The organism is Blastococcus sp. PRF04-17 (assembly GCF_023016265.1).
Taxonomy (GTDB): domain Bacteria; phylum Actinomycetota; class Actinomycetes; order Mycobacteriales; family Geodermatophilaceae; genus Blastococcus_B.
In genome coordinates this window covers 882,730-899,800 of the sequence record NZ_CP095412.1, presented here as the reverse complement: position 1 = coordinate 899,800, position 17,071 = coordinate 882,730, and the positions used below count along the sequence as shown (strand labels likewise).

Annotated in this window: 18 protein-coding genes and 1 tRNA gene; 14 read left to right on the top strand and 5 right to left on the bottom strand. The window is 71.7% G+C overall.

Features of this window, described 5'->3' with window-relative positions; genetic code table 11:
* Positions 1-24 precede the first annotated feature (24 nt).
* Together MVA48_RS04510 and scpB are read left to right on the top strand one after the other, a co-directional pair.
* A complete protein-coding gene (locus MVA48_RS04510; protein WP_246986269.1) occupies positions 25-870 on the top strand; it encodes a segregation and condensation protein A in 846 nt (281 codons plus the stop codon).
* Complete coding sequence (gene scpB / locus MVA48_RS04505; protein ID WP_246986267.1) at positions 867-1,718, top strand: SMC-Scp complex subunit ScpB; 852 nt, start codon at positions 867-869, stop codon at positions 1,716-1,718. The genes MVA48_RS04510 and scpB overlap by 4 nt, the downstream gene beginning before the upstream one ends.
* A 170-nt stretch (positions 1,719-1,888) precedes the next feature.
* Here scpB and MVA48_RS04500 read toward each other — a convergent pair whose 3' ends face one another.
* Complete coding sequence (locus MVA48_RS04500; protein WP_246986265.1) at positions 1,889-2,311, bottom strand: hypothetical protein; 423 nt, start codon at positions 2,309-2,311, stop codon at positions 1,889-1,891.
* Positions 2,312-2,382: 71 nt separating this feature from the next.
* Between MVA48_RS04500 and MVA48_RS04495 the strand changes: the two genes are divergently transcribed.
* Together MVA48_RS04495 and MVA48_RS04490 are read left to right on the top strand one after the other, a co-directional pair.
* On the top strand, positions 2,383-3,228 hold the full coding sequence (locus tag MVA48_RS04495; protein WP_246986262.1) for a pseudouridine synthase: 846 nt from the start codon (positions 2,383-2,385) through the stop codon (positions 3,226-3,228).
* A gap of 58 nt (positions 3,229-3,286) precedes the next feature.
* Positions 3,287-4,183, top strand: a complete 897-nt coding sequence (locus MVA48_RS04490; protein ID WP_246986259.1) for a toll/interleukin-1 receptor domain-containing protein — start codon at positions 3,287-3,289, stop codon at positions 4,181-4,183.
* 25 nt (positions 4,184-4,208) lie between these two features.
* On the opposite strand, the gene MVA48_RS04485 is transcribed toward MVA48_RS04490, so the two are convergent.
* Positions 4,209-5,621, bottom strand: a complete 1,413-nt coding sequence (locus tag MVA48_RS04485; RefSeq protein ID WP_246986257.1) for a substrate-binding domain-containing protein — start codon at positions 5,619-5,621, stop codon at positions 4,209-4,211.
* Between the two features lie 358 nt (positions 5,622-5,979).
* On the opposite strand from MVA48_RS04485, the gene MVA48_RS04480 reads away from it, so the two are divergent.
* The 6 genes from MVA48_RS04480 (at position 5,980) to MVA48_RS04455 (ending at position 10,501) form a co-directional block, all read left to right on the top strand.
* Positions 5,980-6,996, top strand: coding sequence for an endo-1,4-beta-xylanase (locus MVA48_RS04480; protein ID WP_246986255.1), 1,017 nt, complete (start codon positions 5,980-5,982; stop codon positions 6,994-6,996).
* A gap of 85 nt (positions 6,997-7,081) precedes the next feature.
* Complete coding sequence (locus MVA48_RS04475; RefSeq protein ID WP_246986253.1) at positions 7,082-7,813, top strand: polysaccharide deacetylase family protein; 732 nt, start codon at positions 7,082-7,084, stop codon at positions 7,811-7,813.
* 139 nt (positions 7,814-7,952) lie between these two features.
* Positions 7,953-8,258, top strand: a complete 306-nt coding sequence (gene aroH, locus MVA48_RS04470) for a chorismate mutase (RefSeq protein WP_246986251.1) — start codon at positions 7,953-7,955, stop codon at positions 8,256-8,258.
* Between the two features lie 53 nt (positions 8,259-8,311).
* Positions 8,312-9,007, top strand: coding sequence for a (d)CMP kinase (cmk, locus tag MVA48_RS04465; protein WP_246986248.1), 696 nt, complete (start codon positions 8,312-8,314; stop codon positions 9,005-9,007).
* Positions 9,004-10,350 carry a ribosome biogenesis GTPase Der gene (der, locus tag MVA48_RS04460; protein WP_246986245.1) on the top strand — a complete coding sequence of 449 codons (1,347 nt, stop codon included), beginning with the start codon at positions 9,004-9,006 and terminating at the stop codon, positions 10,348-10,350. The genes cmk and der overlap by 4 nt, the downstream gene beginning before the upstream one ends.
* A 77-nt stretch (positions 10,351-10,427) precedes the next feature.
* Positions 10,428-10,501 (top strand) — tRNA-Pro (locus MVA48_RS04455).
* Between the two features lie 103 nt (positions 10,502-10,604).
* Here MVA48_RS04455 and MVA48_RS04450 read toward each other — a convergent pair.
* Complete coding sequence (locus MVA48_RS04450) at positions 10,605-11,432, bottom strand: tyrosine-type recombinase/integrase (RefSeq protein ID WP_246986243.1); 828 nt, start codon at positions 11,430-11,432, stop codon at positions 10,605-10,607.
* A 175-nt stretch (positions 11,433-11,607) separates the two neighbouring features.
* Between MVA48_RS04450 and istA the strand changes: the two genes are divergently transcribed.
* Together istA and istB are read left to right on the top strand one after the other, a co-directional pair.
* Positions 11,608-13,122 (top strand): IS21 family transposase, encoded by a 1,515-nt coding sequence (gene istA / locus MVA48_RS04445; RefSeq protein WP_246980965.1) that lies wholly within the window; start codon positions 11,608-11,610, stop codon positions 13,120-13,122.
* The gene (gene istB, locus MVA48_RS04440; protein ID WP_246980964.1) at positions 13,119-13,898 is read left to right on the top strand and encodes an IS21-like element helper ATPase IstB; all 780 of its coding nucleotides are present in this window, start codon (positions 13,119-13,121) and stop codon (positions 13,896-13,898) included. The genes istA and istB overlap by 4 nt, the downstream gene beginning before the upstream one ends.
* Here istB and MVA48_RS04435 read toward each other — a convergent pair whose 3' ends face one another.
* Together MVA48_RS04435 and MVA48_RS23720 are read right to left on the bottom strand one after the other, a co-directional pair.
* The gene (locus MVA48_RS04435; RefSeq protein WP_246986241.1) at positions 13,899-14,264 is read right to left on the bottom strand and encodes a hypothetical protein; all 366 of its coding nucleotides are present in this window, start codon (positions 14,262-14,264) and stop codon (positions 13,899-13,901) included.
* A gap of 168 nt (positions 14,265-14,432) precedes the next feature.
* Positions 14,433-14,735, bottom strand: coding sequence for a helix-turn-helix domain-containing protein (locus tag MVA48_RS23720; RefSeq protein ID WP_305852287.1), 303 nt, complete (start codon positions 14,733-14,735; stop codon positions 14,433-14,435).
* Positions 14,736-15,065: 330 nt separating this feature from the next.
* On the opposite strand from MVA48_RS23720, the gene MVA48_RS04430 reads away from it, so the two are divergent.
* Together MVA48_RS04430 and MVA48_RS04425 are read left to right on the top strand one after the other, a co-directional pair.
* Positions 15,066-15,308 (top strand): hypothetical protein, encoded by a 243-nt coding sequence (locus MVA48_RS04430; protein ID WP_246986239.1) that lies wholly within the window; start codon positions 15,066-15,068, stop codon positions 15,306-15,308.
* A 412-nt stretch (positions 15,309-15,720) separates the two neighbouring features.
* Entirely contained in the window at positions 15,721-17,067 is a 1,347-nt protein-coding gene (locus MVA48_RS04425; protein ID WP_371821193.1) for an IS110 family transposase, read from the top strand.
* Positions 17,068-17,071 lie beyond the last annotated feature (4 nt).

The window sequence follows — 17,071 nt, the reverse complement described above, 5'->3', positions numbered from 1 at the left end:
CGCAGGCGCATAGGCTCGGCGTCCGTGGAGGGCGACACCGGCGCGGCAGCGGAGGCTTCGGCCCCCGGGGCCGCGCCGTCGCGGTTCACGGTCAAGCTGACCAACTTCGAGGGCCCGTTCGACCTGTTGCTCCAGCTGATCGGCAAGCACAAGCTCGACGTCACCGAGATCGCGCTGTCGAAGGTCACCGACGAGTTCATCGCCCACCTGCGGGCGCTGGGCGACCAGCTCGACCTCGACCAGGCCAGCGAGTTCCTGGTCGTCGCCTCGACGTTGCTCGACCTCAAGGCGGCCCGGCTGCTGCCGGCCGCCGAGGTCGACGACGAGGACGACCTCGAGCTCCTCGAGGCGCGCGACCTGCTCTTCGCCCGGCTGCTGCAGTACAAGGCCTACAAGCAGGCCGCGGCGTTCCTGCGCGAGCGGGAGGCCGACGCGGCCCTGCGCTTCCCCCGGCACGCCGCCCTCGAACCGCGGTTCGCCGACCTGGTCCCCGAGGTGCACCTCGACCTCACCCCGGAGGAGTTCGCCACGCTCGCCGCCCGGGCGCTCGCGCCCAAGGCGCCCGAAGTGGTCAGCGTCTCGCACCTGCACGCGCCGGCGGTCTCCGTCGCCGAGCAGCTGCTCGTCGTCCGCAACCACTTGCTCCGCTCGGGGACGGCGACTTTCCGGGCCCTGACGTCCGACTGCGCGCACACCCTCGAGGTGGTGGGCCGGTTCCTCGCCCTGCTCGAGCTGTACCGCCAGCAGCGGGTCGCGTTCGAGCAGCTCACGCCGCTGGGGGAGCTGCACGTCCGGTGGACCGGGGGCACGCTGACCCCGCCCCCGGACGACGGCCCCGACCCCGACCATCTCGACGAGGAGTACTCGTGAACGAGCGAGAGCGACCGGAGGTCGAGCCGGCCCCGTTCAGCTGGGACGCCCTGGCCGCGGAGCTGGCCGCAACCCGGGAGGAGGCCGGGCGCCGGGGCGAGGACGACCCGGGCACCTGGGACGCCGTCGCCCAGGAGCTCGCCGCCCGGGTGGCCGAGCGTCCGGTCGAGGAGGTGCATGTCCCGCCCGTCCCGGCGGAGCCGGCCGTCGAGCCGCCTCAGGACCCCACGCCGGCCGACGTCCCCGTCGGTGAGCCGCCTCCCGAGGAGGAGGCCGCCGAGGAGCTGCTGCGGCTGCTCGCTCCCGTCGAGCTGCTGGGCGGCCTCGAAGCGCTGCTGTTCGTCATGGACGACCCGGTCGACGAGCAGACGCTGGCCGGAGCGCTGCGCTGCCCGACCGAGCAGGTGGCCGAGGGGCTGGCCGAGCTCGCCGCCGGCTACGACGAGCGCAGGTCCGGGCTGACCCTGCGCCGAGTGGGGGAGGGGTGGCGCCTCTACACCCGGGAGGAGCACGCGCCGGTCGTCGAGCGCTACCTCGTCGACGGGCAGAAGAGCCGGCTCACCCAGGCGGCGCTGGAGACCCTCGCGGTGATCGCCTACCGCCAGCCGGTGACCCGGGCCCGCGTCTCCGCGATCCGCGGCGTCGGAGTCGACGGTGTCATGCGCACGCTGATCACCCGTGGCCTGGTGCACGAGGTGGGCACCGACCCCGACAGCGGCGGAGGCCTCTACGAGACGACGCCGCTGTTCCTCGAGCGGCTGGGCCTGGCGGACCTGGCGGAGCTGCCGGAGCTCGCGCCGTTCCTGCCGGAGACCGCGACGATGCTCGACGAGCACCCCGACAGCTGAGGTCGTGGGCGGTCGCGCCCAGAGGCGGTCACACCCACCCCGCTCAGCGAGCGACGCCGACGGCGATGGAGGTCGGGCCGAAGGCCGTCGGCCGCGTCGGCGCGGCGTCGGTCCGGGCGAAGGCTGCCCGGTGGACGCCGACCTCGCACAGCCGTGCGCGTGCCGAGAGCTCAGTCCTCGTCGCCCGGACGTGGGGGAGGCGGCGCGGGCAGGGCCAGGACGAACGCGGCGAGGAAGCACACCACCGCCGTCCAGGCGAGCAGCACCTGGACCACGCCGCCCTGCAGGACGCTCAGGATGATCGCCAGCGCGATGAGGATCTCGAACGCGGCCGCCAGCAGGCGGCCCAGACGCGGAGCACCCCGGTAGGCGTCGCCGGACCACATCCTGCGCAGCAGGACCGTGGTGACGAAGGAGAGGACCAGCCCGGCCAGGGCCAGCACCGCTCCCGCGAAGCTGCGCGCCCCGTCGGTGCCGTGCACCAGCGTCAGCAGCACGAGGCCGAGCCAGGCGGTCGTGGCCACCGTGCCGAAGAAGAGGGCACTGCGCCGCCACGGGACGTGCCCGGTCGCCGGCACGGGGTCGGCCGTCATCCGGTCTGTCTAGCCGACCGGTGGGCGCTCGGCCAGTGACGCGCTCGGGCCGGGTGGGAGACTGGACGGCGATGAGCACCGCGACACCGGACGACGAGACCACCACAGCCGCCGGCGAGGGGTGGTCGGAGGACATGGAACTCGCCCCGGTGCACCCGGGTGAGCGGGGGGACGACGCCGACGGCGACGACCGGCAGGGCGAGCGCCTGCAGAAGGTGCTGGCACGCGCGGGCGTCGGGTCACGGCGCGTCTGCGAGGACATGATCGAGGCCGGTCGGATCAGTGTGAACGGGCGCCCGGTGACGGTGCAGGGCCTGCGGGTCGACCCCGAGCGGGACAAGATCGCCGTCGACGGCGTCCGGATCGAGATCCGGGGCGACCGGGTCACCTACGCGATGAACAAGCCCCCGGGCGTCATCACCGCGATGAGCGACGACCGGGCCCGGCCCACGGTGGGCGACATGGTGGGCGACCTCGCCAAGGGGCTGGTGCACGTCGGCCGCCTCGACCAGGACACCGAGGGCCTGCTGCTGCTGACCAACGACGGGGAGCTGGCGCACCGCCTGGCGCACCCGAGCTACGAGGTGCGCAAGACCTACCTGGCCCAGGTGAGCGGCTCGGTGCCCCGCGACATGTCCCGCCGGCTGCGGGCGGGGGTCGAGCTCGACGACGGGCCGGTCATGGTCGACTCCTTCCGGGTCGTCGACACCCATGCCGGCCAGTCGGTCGTCGAGGTCGTCCTGCACGAGGGCCGCAAGCACATCGTCCGTCGCCTCCTGGCGCACGTGGGACTGCCCGTCTCGCGGCTCACCCGCACCGCGGTGGGGCCGATATCCCTGCAGCGCATGCGCTCCGGGTCGATCCGGCGGCTGACCAAGGAGGAGCTCGGCGCGCTCCAGGAGCTCGTCGGCCTCTGACGGCCCGGAGAACGGCCCGCCGCCTGCGGGCCGCAGCGGGTCCCAGTAGAACGAGCAGGTGACCTCACCTCGCGCCGCGCGTCGGATCTTCATCAGTCACGCGGCATACGACACTCCCGTTGCCAAGGTGATGAAGGACGTCCTCGGGCGCGCCGGAGTGGGGAGAACGTTCCTCGATGCGGACGACCTCCGCCCGGGGGACCACTGGCTTCCGCGGATGAAAGAGGCGATCACCGATTGTGACGCCCTGATCACGCTCCTGACGCCACAGTTCGTCAACCGGCCGTGGATGTCAGCGGAATGGGCGTGCTTCTGGGCGGCCGAGAAGACGACGTACGTCCTGCGACTGGCCGTGCCGCGAGATGCCGTGTTCCAGCCCATGCAGGGCAGCCAGGATGCCGACCTGGACTCCGTCGCCTCCGTGGTCGCCTTCCTGGACGCCGTGGCCGAACACGGCGACGAGAACTACGAGTTGGCGGAGCGGCTCGTCGAGCGCGTCCGACGGGCGCGGACAGAACAGGCGGCCGCGCAGACACGAGAACTGATGCACCGGCTGGTCACCAGCCCCAACGCGGTCCCCGAGAGCGTTATCCGGTCGCTGATCGAGACGGGTCACGTCGAGGACCTGCTCCGGCTGCACGAGCGTGCGCGCGAGCCGGCGGCGAACCTCACGCCGGTACGCCTGAGAAACGTGGCCGCACTGCTGCAGCAGTCCGGCGTCGGATCAGAGCGACTGATCCCCTTGGTGAGCAGCATCGGCAATTCGAACTACCAGAGAGAGCTGGTCATCGCCGTCCTCCTGGGTTCGGAGCCGGCCGTCGCTCGCCGCGCCTTCGCGGATGCGTTGTTCGACCTGCTCACCCGTACGGCCAAACAACGGGTGGTGGCTGCCGCGGATGACTGCGGCTTCGAGCTCGGGGACAAGTGGCGGGGCATCCCACCGTTCGGCGAATGACCCGGGGGCCTGAGCGCGACCGGTGTCAGCGCGGCAGACGGGCGTTGTCGGCGGTGACCCACACCTCGGCGATCCGTCCCTGCTCCAGCCGGTACATGGCGAACTCGTCGGTGGTCACCACGCGCCCGGTCGGCGGGACGCCGCGCCACGGCCCGAGGTGGGTGCCGCGGTCGGCGAAGTGCAGGGCGATCCAGGGCTCGTCGACGAGGATGCGCTGGATCTCCCAGCGGTAGTCCGGGAAGGCGTTCGTCACCACGAACAGGTCGTCGATGTAGCCCTGCGCGGTCCGGTCGGCGCCGTTCACCCGGACGACATCCTTCAGGAACGGGCCGAGCTGGTCGAACGCGTGCCGGTTGCAGATGGCGTTGTAGCGGCGGTACCAGGCGACCAGCTCGTCGCGCCCGTGCCGCACGTCAGGTCCCGTCGGCGGCCCGCGGGGAGCGGTGCTGTCGCGCACGACGAGTTCGGTGGACAGCTCGACGCGGGGGCTCTCCGCGAGCTGGCCCTGCACCAGGCGGAGGACCGTGCGCGCCGCCAGCATGCCCATCTCGGTCAGCGGCTGGCGGACCGTCGTCATCGGCGGCGTGGCCCACCGCGTTTCCGGCAGGTCGTCGAAACCGACGACGCTCACGTCCTCGGGCACCCGAAGCCCGCGGCGGCGCACGGCCTCGTACACGCCGAGTGCCATCTGGTCGTTGGCGGCGAAGATCGCGGTCGGCGGGTCCGGCCGCTCCAGCATGCCCATCGCCGCGCGGCACCCGGACTCGTAGCCGAAGTCGCCCTCGACGACCAGCTCGCGATCGAACGGCAGCCCGGCCGACTCCAGGCCGGCACGGTAGCCGTCGAGCCGGGCCCGGCTGGCCAGCAGCGCGGGGGTGCCCGCGACGTGGCCGATGCGCCGGTGCCCGAGGCCGGTCAGGTGCTCGGTGGCGCTCATCCCACCGGCCCAGTTGGCCGCCCCGATCGTCGGCACGGCCAGGCTGGGTACACCCGCCGGGTCGATGACCACAGCGGGCACCTGGAGGCTCCTCAGCTCGGAGTGCAGTGCCGGGTCGAGGTCGGTCGTCACGAGGATGGCGCCGTCGCTCGCCCGGGCCGCGACGTTCTCCAGCCACTCGCGTGTGCGGCTGGCCCGGCGGTGGATCGCCGAGACGACCGTGCCCACGCCCTCGGCGTGCGCCGCTTCCTCGACGCCGCGGATGATCTCGACCGCCCACGGGCTGTCGAGGTCGTTGAAGACCAGGTCGATCAGGCGAGCCTGCGGCCGGCCGCCCCGGCGTTGGTAGCCGTGCTCCCGCAGCAGTTGCTCCACCTTCTCGCGGGTGTGCGACGCGACGTCGGACCGCCCGTTGAGGACCCGGCTGACCGTGGGCACGGACACGCCCGCCTCCGCGGCGATCGCCGCGATGGTCACCGTGCGCTGGTGCGTCTCGGACACCGACTCCCTCTCTCCTCGCGCCGGTGAGCCTAAGCCGCGGCGCCGTGGCATGGGTCCTCCACCAAGGCCGCGACACCCCGAAGGCGCGAGGCTTGACGGTGTCCCAGGTCACTTCGTAACCTCGCCGAGACCTTTTCCGGAAACTTCCGGAAGTGTTTCGACGAGAGGTGCAGCACATGCGCACAGGCAGGTCTGGCTCCCGGGCGTTCGTCCGGATCGCGGTGGGTGCGGCGCTGCTGCCCGCCGTCCTCGGGGCCACCACGCTGACCGCGAACGCCGGTGACCGGACGGGCAACCCGCCGCCCACGCGAAGGAGGACCAGTCCTACGGGCAGGCCAAGAAGCACGGCCTGCGGACCGTGGCCCCCGACGACCTGGTCATCGGGACGGCGGCCGCCGGTGGCGGTCACCACCTGGATGCCGGCTACCCCGACCCGTTCACGCACGACAAGAAGTACCGCAAGCTCCTGGCGGCCGAGTTCAGCTCGGTCTCGCCCGAGAACCAGATGAAGTGGGACTTCATCCACCCCGAGCGGGGCGTCTACAACTTCGCCGCGGCCGACGCCATCGTCGACTTCGCCGAGGCCAACGGCCAGGTGGTCCGGGGCCACACGCTGCTGTGGCACAGCCAGCTGCCGGCCTGGGTGCACGCGATCGAGGACCCCGCGGAGCTGCGCGCGGTCCTCAAGGACCACATCGAGACGGTCGTCGGCCGCTACGCGGGCCGCATCCAGCAGTGGGACGTCGCCAACGAGATCTTCGCCGACGAGTGGGACAAGGGCGGCCTGCGGCTCCGGGACGGCTCGGCGGAGCACGCCGTCAACCCCTTCATCGAGAAGCTCGGGCCGGGCATCATCGCCGACGCCTTCCGCTGGGCCCACGCGGCCGACCCGCAGGCAAAGCTCTTCCTCAACGACTACGCGGTCGAGGACTGGAACAGGAAGAGCACCGCCTACTACGACCTGGCGAAGCAGCTGCTCGCTCAGAAGGTTCCGCTGCACGGCTTCGCGTTCCAGGCCCACCTGGACCTGCAGTACCCCTTCCCGAGCACCCTGCGGGCCAACATGCAGCGCTTCGACGACCTGGGCCTCGAGACCGCGATCACCGAGCTCGACGTCCGGTTCACGCTCCCCGCGAACGGGGTGCCCACGGACGCACAGCTGGCCCAGCAGGCGGCCACCTACCAGGGGGTACTCGAGGCCTGCCTCGCGGTGGAGGACTGCAACTCGTTCACGATCTGGGGCTTCAACGACAAGTACTCCTGGGTGCCGGGCTTCTTCTCCTCGCAGGGGGCGGCGACCGTGATGTGGGAGGACTACGAGCGCAAGCCCGCGTACCACGCGCTGCACGAGACGCTGGCCGCCGCGCAGGACTGAGTCCGCACCGACCCGGGCCGGACGGCCGTCCTCACGGCCGTCCGGCCCGGCACCACTCCGCACGTCACCTTGGGGGAAGTTCGCAATGCACAAGCGCTCACTGCGCCGCCTGGCGGTGCCCGCCATGCTGGCCGCGATCGCCGTCGGCCTCGCCGCACCCGCTCAGGCCGGTGGCGCCGGCCCCGGCCAGGGCCAGGGCGGGAAGGCCGCGGCCGAGATCGTCACCGGCACCAAGCTGGAGGGCCGGACCGCCGCGCTCACCTTCGACGACGGCCCGAACCCCTACGACACGCCCCGCCTGCTCGAGGTGCTGAAGGAGAACCAGGTCAAGGCGGTCTTCTGCCTGTGGGGCGACTTCGTCAAGCAGAACCCCGAGCTGGTGCGGCAGATCGTGGCCGGGGGCCACACCCTCTGCAACCACACGATGAACCACGACAACCTGGCCGCGTGGACGCCCGAGGCGATCCGCGAGGACCTGGAGGCGACCAGTGCCCTCCTGCACGAGGTCGCGCCGAACGTGCCGATCCCGTACTTCCGCGCGCCCTACGGCGCGTGGGGGCAGAGCCCCCAGGTCGCGGCCGACCTGGGCATGCAGCCCCTGGGTTGGGGGTTCACGATCGAGGACTGGGAGACCCAGGACCCCGACGTGCTGGCCGAGCGGCTCGAGACCCGGTTGCGCGCCAACCCCGGCGCGGTCGCCCTGCTGCACGACGGGCCGGCGATGGACCGCAGCGGCACCGTCGAGGCCGTCGCCCGGGTGATCCCGGAGCTGAAGGCGGAGGGCTGGCGGTTCCACCAGCCGGACCGCCGCGGCTGAGACCCCGCAGCTGGGACCACTGCCCCGACGAGCCCCTCGGCGCCCGGCGCCGAGGGGCTTTTCGGTCGTCCACCGGCGGCGAACCTAGACTCGACAGGGCGCCGGACCGCGGACGCCGCTCAGCGAACGAGGAGAGTGCATGGCCGTCCGAGCCATCCGGGGCGCGACGCAGGTCGACGCCGACGACCGGGAGCAGGTGCTCGAGGCGACGCGTGAGCTGGTCACCGCGGTGATGGAGCGCAACTCCCTCGACCACGACGACGTGATCAGCATCCTGTTCACGGCCACCCCCGACCTCGTCTCCGAGTTCCCGGCGCTGGCTGCGCGCGAGCTCGGTTTCGGCGACGTCCCGCTCATGTGCGCCCGCGAGATCGACGTCCCGCACGCCCTGCCGCGGGTGCTGCGGCTGATGGCCCACGTGGAGACCGACAAGCCGCGCAGCTAGATCCAGCACGTGTACCTGCGCGGCGCGGTCGCCCTCCGACGGGACATCGCCCAGTGACCGCGGAGTTCGCCGGCCAGATCACGCTCGACGGGCCGTCGGGCACGGGCAAGTCCAGCGTCGCCCGGGACGTCGCCCGGGCGCTCGGTGCGGCCTACCTCGACACCGGCGCCATGTACCGGGCGGCCACGGTCGCCGTTCTCGACGCCGGCGTGAGCCTCGACGACAAGGTCGCCGTGGCGCGCGCCGTCTCGGAGGCCGACATCCGCGTCGGCACCAGCGCGCACCGGGAGAAGGTCACGGTGGACGGCGTCGACGTCCGCGAGCGGATCCGCGGCGCGGAGGTCACCCGTGCGGTGTCGCCGGTGTCCGCCGTCCCTGCCGTCCGCCGGCTGCTGGTCGCCCGGCAGCGCGACCTCGTCGCCGCAGCGGCGGCCGTCGTGGTCGAGGGCCGGGACATCGGCACCGTCGTCCTGCCGGGGGCGACGCTGAAGGTGTACCTGACCGCGTCGCCGGAGGTGCGGGCGCAGCGGCGGGCCGCGCAGCTCGAGGTGACCGACGCCCACAAGATCGCGGCGCTGGCCGACGACCTCCGGCGACGCGACGAGTACGACAGCCGGCGGGCCGACAGCCCGCTGCGACCGGCCGAGGACGCCGTCATCGTGGACAGCACCGACATGGACAAGCGCGCGGTCGTCGAGCGGATCCTCGACCTCGCGCGCGGCGCCGTCCCGGCGGGAGAGCAGTCATGACCGAGGAGAACACCGGGCCGGTGCCCGTGGTGGCCATCGTGGGCCGGCCGAACGTCGGCAAGTCGACGCTGGTCAACCGGATCCTCGGCCGCCGGGCCGCGGTCGTCCAGGACGTCCCGGGCGTCACCCGCGACCGCATCTCCTACGACGCCCTGTGGAACGGCAAGCGGTTCACCCTGACCGACACCGGGGGCTGGGACCCCAAGGCCAGCGGGCTCGGCGCGTCGATCACCCGGCAGGCCGAGTACGCCATGCAGACCGCCGACGTCATCGTCTTCGTCGTCGACAGCCAGGTGGGCGCGACCGACACCGACCTGGCGGCGGCGAGGATCCTGCGCCGCAGCGACCGCCCGGTGATCCTCGTGGCGAACAAGGTGGACGACGAGCGCAGCGAGGCCAACGCCGCGGAGCTGTGGTCGCTGGGCATGGGGGAGCCGCAGCCGGTCAGCGCGCTGCACGGCCGGGCCAGCGGCGACCTGCTCGACCTGATCCTCGACGCGCTGCCCGACGCCCCCCGGGAGCAGCCGGACGAGGGTGGCCCCCGGCGGGTGGCGCTGGTCGGCCGGCCGAACGTGGGCAAGTCCAGCCTGCTCAACCGGCTGGCCAAGGACGAACGCTCCGTCGTCGACTCCGTCGCCGGGACGACCGTCGACCCGGTGGACTCGATCGTCACGCTGGGCGGCGAGGAGTGGCGGTTCGTCGACACCGCCGGGCTGCGGCGCAAGGTGAGCACCGCCAGCGGCACGGAGTACTACGCGTCGCTGCGGACGGAGGCGGCGATCCAGGCCGCCGAGGTGGCCGTGGTGCTCCTGGCCGCCGACGAGGTGATCAGCGAGCAGGACCAGCGGGTGATCAGTCAGGTCGTCGATGCCGGGCGCGCCCTGGTGGTCGCGATCAACAAGTGGGACACCCTGGACGAGGACCGGCACTTCCAGCTGGAGAAGGAGATCGAACGCGAGCTGGCCCGGGTGAGGTGGGCCAGCCGGGTCAACATCTCGGCGAAGTCCGGCCGCGGGGTCAACAAGCTCGCCGACCACCTGCGTGCGGCGCTGGCGTCGTGGGAGTCCCGGGTGCCGACGTCGGAGCTCAACTCGTTCGTGCGGGCGCTGGTCCAGGAGACGCCGCCACCGGCCCGGGGTGGGCGGGCGCCGAAGATCAAGTACGTCACCCAGGCCGACATCCGGCCGCCGCGGTTCGTCGTCTTCTCGACCGGCTTCCTCGAGGCCGGGTACCGGCGCTTCCTCGAGCGCAGGATCCGCGAGCGGTGGGGCTTCCAGGGCACGCCCATCGAGGTGTCGGTCAAGGTCCGCGAGGGCCGGGGGAGCGACCGCGGCCGGGGCTGAACCACCGGGCAGGACGCGCCGGCCGGTGCGGTAACCTGCTCAGGCGGCCGTCCCGCCCGGACAGGGCGGTCGGCACGCGGGCTGTAGCGCAGCTTGGTAGCGCACTTGACTGGGGGTCAAGGGGTCGCAGGTTCAAATCCTGTCAGCCCGACAGTGAAACCGCAGGTCAGAGGCGGGTCGGCCGTGAAGACCGGCCCGCCTCTCGCGTGACTACAGCAACGCGTACAGCAACGCGGCCCGAGGGACAGCAACGGTCACCAGCGGAGCGCCTGGTCGAGCCGGTCGGCCGCCTCACGCTGCTGGGCCGGACCGACGTGGCTGTAGATGTCCGCCGTGATCGCGTACGACGAGTGCCCGAGGTGCTCCTGGACGACCTTGGTGTGGGTCCCGGCCGCCAGCAGGAAGCTGGCCGCGGAGTGCCGGAGGGTGTGCAGGGTGACGCCGGGGAGGCCGGCTCGCTCCATAAGGACCTCGAAGCGCCGCAGGACGTTGCGGGGCTCGAGCGGTGTACCGATCTCGGTGGTGAAGACCAGGCCGCGCTCCTGCCATGCCCCTGCGGCCGCGAGCTGTTCCTCCAGCTGCCGGGTCCGGTGGGTCCGGAGCGCCTCGACGGCCGAGCGGGGGAGGGGCACGGTCCTCCGGGACTTGTCGGTCTTGGGCTCATCGAGCTGCAGTCCCTGGGACGTGCGGGAGAGGGTCCCGCGGACCCGCAGCTGCCTCGCGTCGAGGTCGACGTCGGACCAGTGCAGGGCCAGGGCCTCCCCGCGGCGCAGCCCGGTGGCCAGCATCACCCGGAACAAGTTCTCCAGTCGGTCGCCCCGGATCGCCTCCAGCAGCGCCTGCGCCTGCTCTGCGGTCAGGTGGGGCGCGTCCTTGCGCTCGACGCCGGGCCGCTTCACTGCCGCCGCGGGGTTGCTGCGAATCAGCCCGTCGCGCGAGGCGATGTCCAGTGCGGACCGCAGGACGGTGTAGATCGTCCGGATTGTCGACCCCGACAGGCCGGCGTCCCGCTTGGTGACGATGAGCGCTTCAACGTCTGACGGACGTAAGCGGCTGAGGGAGATCGTCCCGACGGTGGGCACGAGGTGGGTTGTCCGTGGCCGTGCCAAAGTCCCCACTGGTGGCCATCGAGAAGTCCCCGCTGATGGCCAGGTGAAGGTCCCCGTCCCTCGCTCGTCGTGTCGATCGTGAGCTGAGGCCCTGGGCGGTGACGGTGGCGGTGTCTAGCCAGTCACCGCACCGCCCAGGGGAGCTCCATTGAAGTCTGCGAGGGATGAGTTGGACGTCATCACCGCCTACCGCGAGGTGGGCAGCTACCGGGGAGCGGCCGCGATCTGCGGCACCACCCACAAGACGGTGAAGCGGATCATCGAACGGCACGAGGCCGGCGGGCAGCGCCCGGTCCGGCCGCCGCGGCCGGCGAACTATGAGGTCGTGCGCGATCTGGTGGCCGGCACGGTCAAGAAGACGCACGGGCGGATCAGCGCCAAGCGGCTGCTGCCGACGGCGCGGGCGGCCGGGTATGAGGGGTCGGCGCGCAACTTCCGGCGGCTGATCGCGGCCGAGAAGAAGGCGTGGCGGCAGGCCAACGCCCGCAGCCGCCGGCCGGCGGTGTGGGCGCCGGGTGAGGTGCTGGCCATCGACTGGGGCACCCTCGGCGGGCTGCACGTGTTCTGCGCGGTGCTGGCGTTCTCCCGGGTTCGGTTCGTCCGCTTCGCCACCGACGAGCGCGCCGAGACCACCCTGGGGCTGCTAGCCGAGTGCTTCGAGGTCCTCGGCGGGGTGCCGAAGGTGGTGCTGGCCGACCGGATGGGCTGCCTGAAGGGCGGCGTGGTCGCCGACGTGGTGGTGCCGACCCCGGACTACGTGCGGTTCGCCGCGCACTACCGGTTCCGTCCGGACTTCTGTCGGGCCGCCGATCCGGCCAGCAAGGGCATCGTGGAGAACCTGGTCGGCTACGCCAAGACCGACCTGATGATCCCGCAGGCCCCGTTCGCCGACCTGACCGCGGCGAACGCGGCGGCGGCCGCCTGGTGCGACGAGGTCAACGGCGTCGTGCACTCGGAGATCGCCGCGATCCCGGCGGCTCGGCTGGAGACCGAACGGGAACTGCTGGGCGCGATGCCCTCGCTGCGGCCCAGCATCGGACGCACGACGCTGCGCAAGGTCGACAAGCTGTCCTGCGTGCGGTTCTCCTCGGCTCGCTACTCGGTGCCGACCGCGCTGATCGGCACCCAGGTCGCACTGCTGGCCGCCGACGGCCGACTCACCGTGGTGGTGCCGGGCACCGGTGAGGTCGCCGCCGATCACGCCCTCGTCGCGCCGGGCGAGGCCAGCGTGCTGGATGAGCACTACGGCGGCCCCCGCCGGGCACCGCAGCGGGCGGCCCGCCCGAGGACGGCGGCGGAGAAGGCGTTCTGCGCCCTCGGCCCGGTCGCCGAGCAGTGGCTGGTCGGCGCCGCCGCGGCCGGCAACACCCGCCTCGGCCCCGAACTGGTCGAGCTGGCCGCCCTCGAGGCCTCCCACGGCCGCGAGGCGCTGACCGCCGCGCTCGGTCGAGCGGTCGCCTTCGGCCGCTGGCGCGCCGCCGACGTGCGTTCGATCCTGGCCGCCGGCGCCGGAGTCGCCGATGTCCGCCCCGCCGGGGAAGCCCTGGTCATCCCGCTGCCAGCCACGGCCACCCGGCCGCTGGCCGCCTACTCCCTGGACAGCCTGCGCGGCGGGGACCACTCCACTGACGGCTCGGCCGCGGCCACCGGGGCGGGGGCATGACCGCCACCGCACCGGCGCCGCTGCCGGCCGACCTGGAGGGCGGGCTGCGCCGGCTCAAGCTCGCCGCGATGCGCTCACTTGCCCCCGAGCTGCTGACCACCGCCAAGACCCAGCGCTGGGCACCGGAAGAGTTGCTTCGCGCCCTGGTCGAGGCCGAGATCGGCGCCCGGGACGCCTCCAACACCCGGCTGCGGCTGAAGGCCGCCGGCTTCCCGATGCTCAAGACGATCGAGGAGTTCGACCTGACCGCGAGCAGCATCCCCGCTCCGACCTGGGCCTACCTGACCAGCCTGGAGTGGATCCGCGCTCGGGAGAACCTCTGCCTGGTCGGCCCGGCCGGCACCGGCAAGAGCCACACCCTGCTCGCCCTCAGCCACGCCGCCGTGCTCGCCGGGCACCGAGTCCGCTACTTCACCGCCGCCGACCTGGTCGAGAACCTCTACCGCGGCCTGGCCGACAACAGCGTCGGCCGGGTCATCGACACACTGCTGCGCAACGACCTGATCATCGTCGACGAGGTCGGCTTCGCGCCGCTGGACGACACCGGCACCCAGCTGCTGTTCCGGTTCGTCGCCGCCGCCTACGAACGCCGCGCTCTGGGCATCGGCTCGCACTGGGCCTTCGACCAGTGGGGCCGGTTCCTGCCCGAGCACACCACCGCCGTCAGCCTGCTCGACCGGTTGCTGCACCACAGCGTCGTCATCGCCACCGACGGCGAGTCCTACCGGATGCGCCAAGCCCGCACCCGAGGAGGTGACCGCCCCACCACACGCTGATCAACCGCGAGGGGCGGGGACTTTCACCTGGCCACGAGCGGGGACCTCAGCTTGGCCGTTGACATGGGTGCGGGCGAGGGTGGCGTACAGGTCTTTGGTGGCCTGCTTGCGGTCGCTGGCGGCCAGTGACTTTGAGGTCCAGTCCTCGAGCCACGCGGCGACGGTCATGGAGGCATCCTTGACCGGTGCTCCGGACTCGATCCGCTCACGGGCATCGCGGAACTTGGCTCGGACCTCCGCCTGCGTCTTCCCGTAGACCGTCCGCCGCTTCAAGGTGCCGTAGTCGTCCCGGTAGCTGAGCTCGGCCGACCACGTGCCGTCCTTGCGCCTGAAGATCGACCCCTCACCGTTCGCTCGCCTTGCCACTTCGACCCTCCGGCGGGTTCGGACATTTCCGGGCACCCGCCGCCTGCCAGCGAGCTGCGGGTCTTCCTCCTGCCGTGGGCGACCTCACCACGGACGCGCCTGATGCAATCGTGGCCCCGGCAAACTGTGGACGGGCGCGGAGTTGTCCCCAGCCTCGGGCCGATACGGCTACTGGCTGCTCATTCCACGTCTGGTGGCATCGATCCGACGCCCCGAAGACCGTGCTGTTCCGAAGTGGCCCGTCGGTGAAGGTGCGATGTCCGAGGGGGTCTCCAGGCAGCGCACGTAGCGCTCGAGTTCAGCGCGGGGGAGACGGCAGCTGCGACCGATGTGCACAGGGCGTAGGTCGCCGGCCTTCATGAGTGCATAGATCGTGGTGCGACCGATACGGAGCAACGTCGCTGCTTCCTCGGGCGTCAGCAGCAGGGGACTGCAGGCCAGCACATCCTGAAGAGGCTTGGGGTCGCCCATGTCGTCTCCTCCCCAGTTCTCCGTTCGCCTGCTGGCGTCCGACAACTCCCCATGCGCGGACGACTGCCAATGCGGTGCGTCCGACGACGATGGGGGAGGAACCTCGGGTGCTTCTGCAGTTCTTCTGCGACCAACGAGATCCCGTCGACTCGGCAGGAGATCCCCGGCTACGCGCTTCTCCAGTTCGCGGAGCGCCCACTGGAGAAGCGCTGGAGGACGTCGCTCAGTCCACGTCCGGAGGGCTGCGGAGGTACCTCCTGTGATTCCCCAGTACGTCAGCCCGCATCGGTGATCGCGTCAGCGGGGCATGCGTCGGCGACCCCAGGTCGCGTGGTGTTCGTCGGCGGCTCGGAGGCGGACGTAGGGCCGGCGGTCGTATGCCTCGAGGACGGCGTCAAGTGCGACGTAAAGACCCGGAATGTCGCGGTCGTAGATCCGACCGTCGTCGAGCTGCTGAGCCAGCTCCTGCAGTACATCCGGCCAGTCCCGGCGGGTGAGCGGTTGCCGCGTCGGAACCTCCACTCGACGCTCGACGACCTGGACTGCCGCACGGCCGGAGGCCGCAGCCCGTGACTGCTCCCAGGCCCGTTGCCGGCACGCCGGCGAGCACCAGGAGGGGATGCGCCCACGGGCCTTCGGCTGGATCGGCCCGCCGCACCACCCACAGGTCGTTGCCGCTCGGCGGCGATCGGTCGGGTCCGCCGCTGCGGAAGTCGCCTGATCGCTCTTGGCGCCGGCGGTGGGTGCGCGTTTCGGGGATGCCGCTGTTCGTGGCTCCTGACGGGTCTCCCGCTGTCCCCTCCGCTTTCTCGCCATGGCAGCCAGCTTATTCATCACGACGGAATCCGCAGCCGACGGTGCAAGAGGTGTAATCCTTTGCGATCTTGATCGCAGCCTCTGGCGATGAGAATGCTGCTGTCGTCCGGCGACGTCGTCCGTCACTGGTGCGGAGAGCCCGCAGAGGTGTTTGGCGCGGGGTCCTCGGGTGCCCCTGATTGCTGCCGTGAGCGCGCGGGTCTGTGTCCTTGACTTGAGGGCCCTCCGGGCGACGCCTTGCAGTCCTCGATGTGAGGAGGGGTCGGCGGTGGAGGTTCTGTACGAGCGGGTTGCCGGGCTGGACATCGGCAAGAAGACGCTGACCGTCTGCGTGCGCACGCCCGGCCCGCGGGGAGGCCGGCGGGCGGAGACGCGGACGTTCTCGACCATGACCCGCTCCCTGCAGGTGATGCGGGACTGGCTGGTGGAGTGCGGGGTGACGATCGCGGCGATGGAGTCGACCTCGACCTACTGGAAGGGCACGTTCTACTGCCTGGAGGAGGTGATGGAGGTCTGGCTGGTCAACGCCGCGCACATCAAGTCGATCTCGCGGCGCAAGACCGACGTCAAGGACGCCGAATGGATCGCCCAGCTGCTGGAGTGCGGGCTGCTGCGCCCGTCCTTCGTGCCGCCGCCGGACATCCGCCGGCTGCGGATGCTGACTCGCTACCGGGTGCAGCTGATGGCCGACCGGACCCGGGAGATCACCCGGCTGGAGCTGATGCTGGAAGACGCCTCGGTCAAGCTCTCCTCGGTGGCAGCCAGCCTGACCAGCGTCTCCGCCCGCGCCATGCTGGCCGCGCTCATTAGCGGTGAGGAGGATCCGCGGGTGCTGGCCGATCTGGCCAAGGGCAAGATGCGCCGCAAGATCCCGGCGCTGACCGAGGCGCTGACCGGGCACTTCGACGCCGGCCACGCGCAGCTCGCGCGCAGCATGCTGGCCCGGATCGAGGCGATCGAGACCGCGCTGGCCGAGCTCAACAGGGTCATTGCCGCCGCCTTTGAGCCCTGGGCGCACCAGCTGGAACTGCTGCAAACCATTCCGGGAGTGGGGGAGAAGGTCGCGCAGGTGATCATCGCCGAGACTGGCGCGGACATGTCTCAGTTCCCGACCCCGGAGCACCTGTCGTCTTGGGCCGGGGTCGCTCCAGGCACGCGCGAGTCGGCCGGCAAGCGGTATCCGGTCCGGCCGCCGCACGGCAACAAGTGGCTGACCGCGATGCTGGTCGAGGCCGCCGGCTCGGTCGGGCGGATGAAGGGTGCCAACTATCTGGCCGCCCAGCACGCCAGGCTTACCAGCCGCCGGGGCATGGCCCGGGCCCAATTGGCGGTTGGCCACTCGATCTTGGTCTCGGCCTACTGGATGCTCACCCGCGACGAGCCCTATCACGACCTTGGGCCGGAGTGGCTGGCCCGCCGCAACGACGAGGCCCACGCCCGCCGACTGGTCGCTCAACTCGAACGGCTGGGGCACACTGACGGCGCTCAGCTGAAAGTCCCCAGACCTGCTCACTGAAAGT

Coding starts and splice junctions, on each gene's coding strand:
- MVA48_RS04475 (WP_246986253.1), top strand. CDS start 7,082: ATGCACAAGCGCTCACTGCGCCGCCTGGCGGTGCCCGCCATGCTGGCC.
- der (WP_246986245.1), top strand. CDS start 9,004: ATGACCGAGGAGAACACCGGGCCGGTGCCCGTGGTGGCCATCGTGGGC.
- MVA48_RS04495 (WP_246986262.1), top strand. CDS start 2,383: ATGAGCACCGCGACACCGGACGACGAGACCACCACAGCCGCCGGCGAG.
- aroH (WP_246986251.1), top strand. CDS start 7,953: ATGGCCGTCCGAGCCATCCGGGGCGCGACGCAGGTCGACGCCGACGAC.
- MVA48_RS04500 (WP_246986265.1), bottom strand. CDS start 2,311: ATGACGGCCGACCCCGTGCCGGCGACCGGGCACGTCCCGTGGCGGCGC.
- MVA48_RS23720 (WP_305852287.1), bottom strand. CDS start 14,735: ATGGGCGACCCCAAGCCTCTTCAGGATGTGCTGGCCTGCAGTCCCCTG.
- istB (WP_246980964.1), top strand. CDS start 13,119: ATGACCGCCACCGCACCGGCGCCGCTGCCGGCCGACCTGGAGGGCGGG.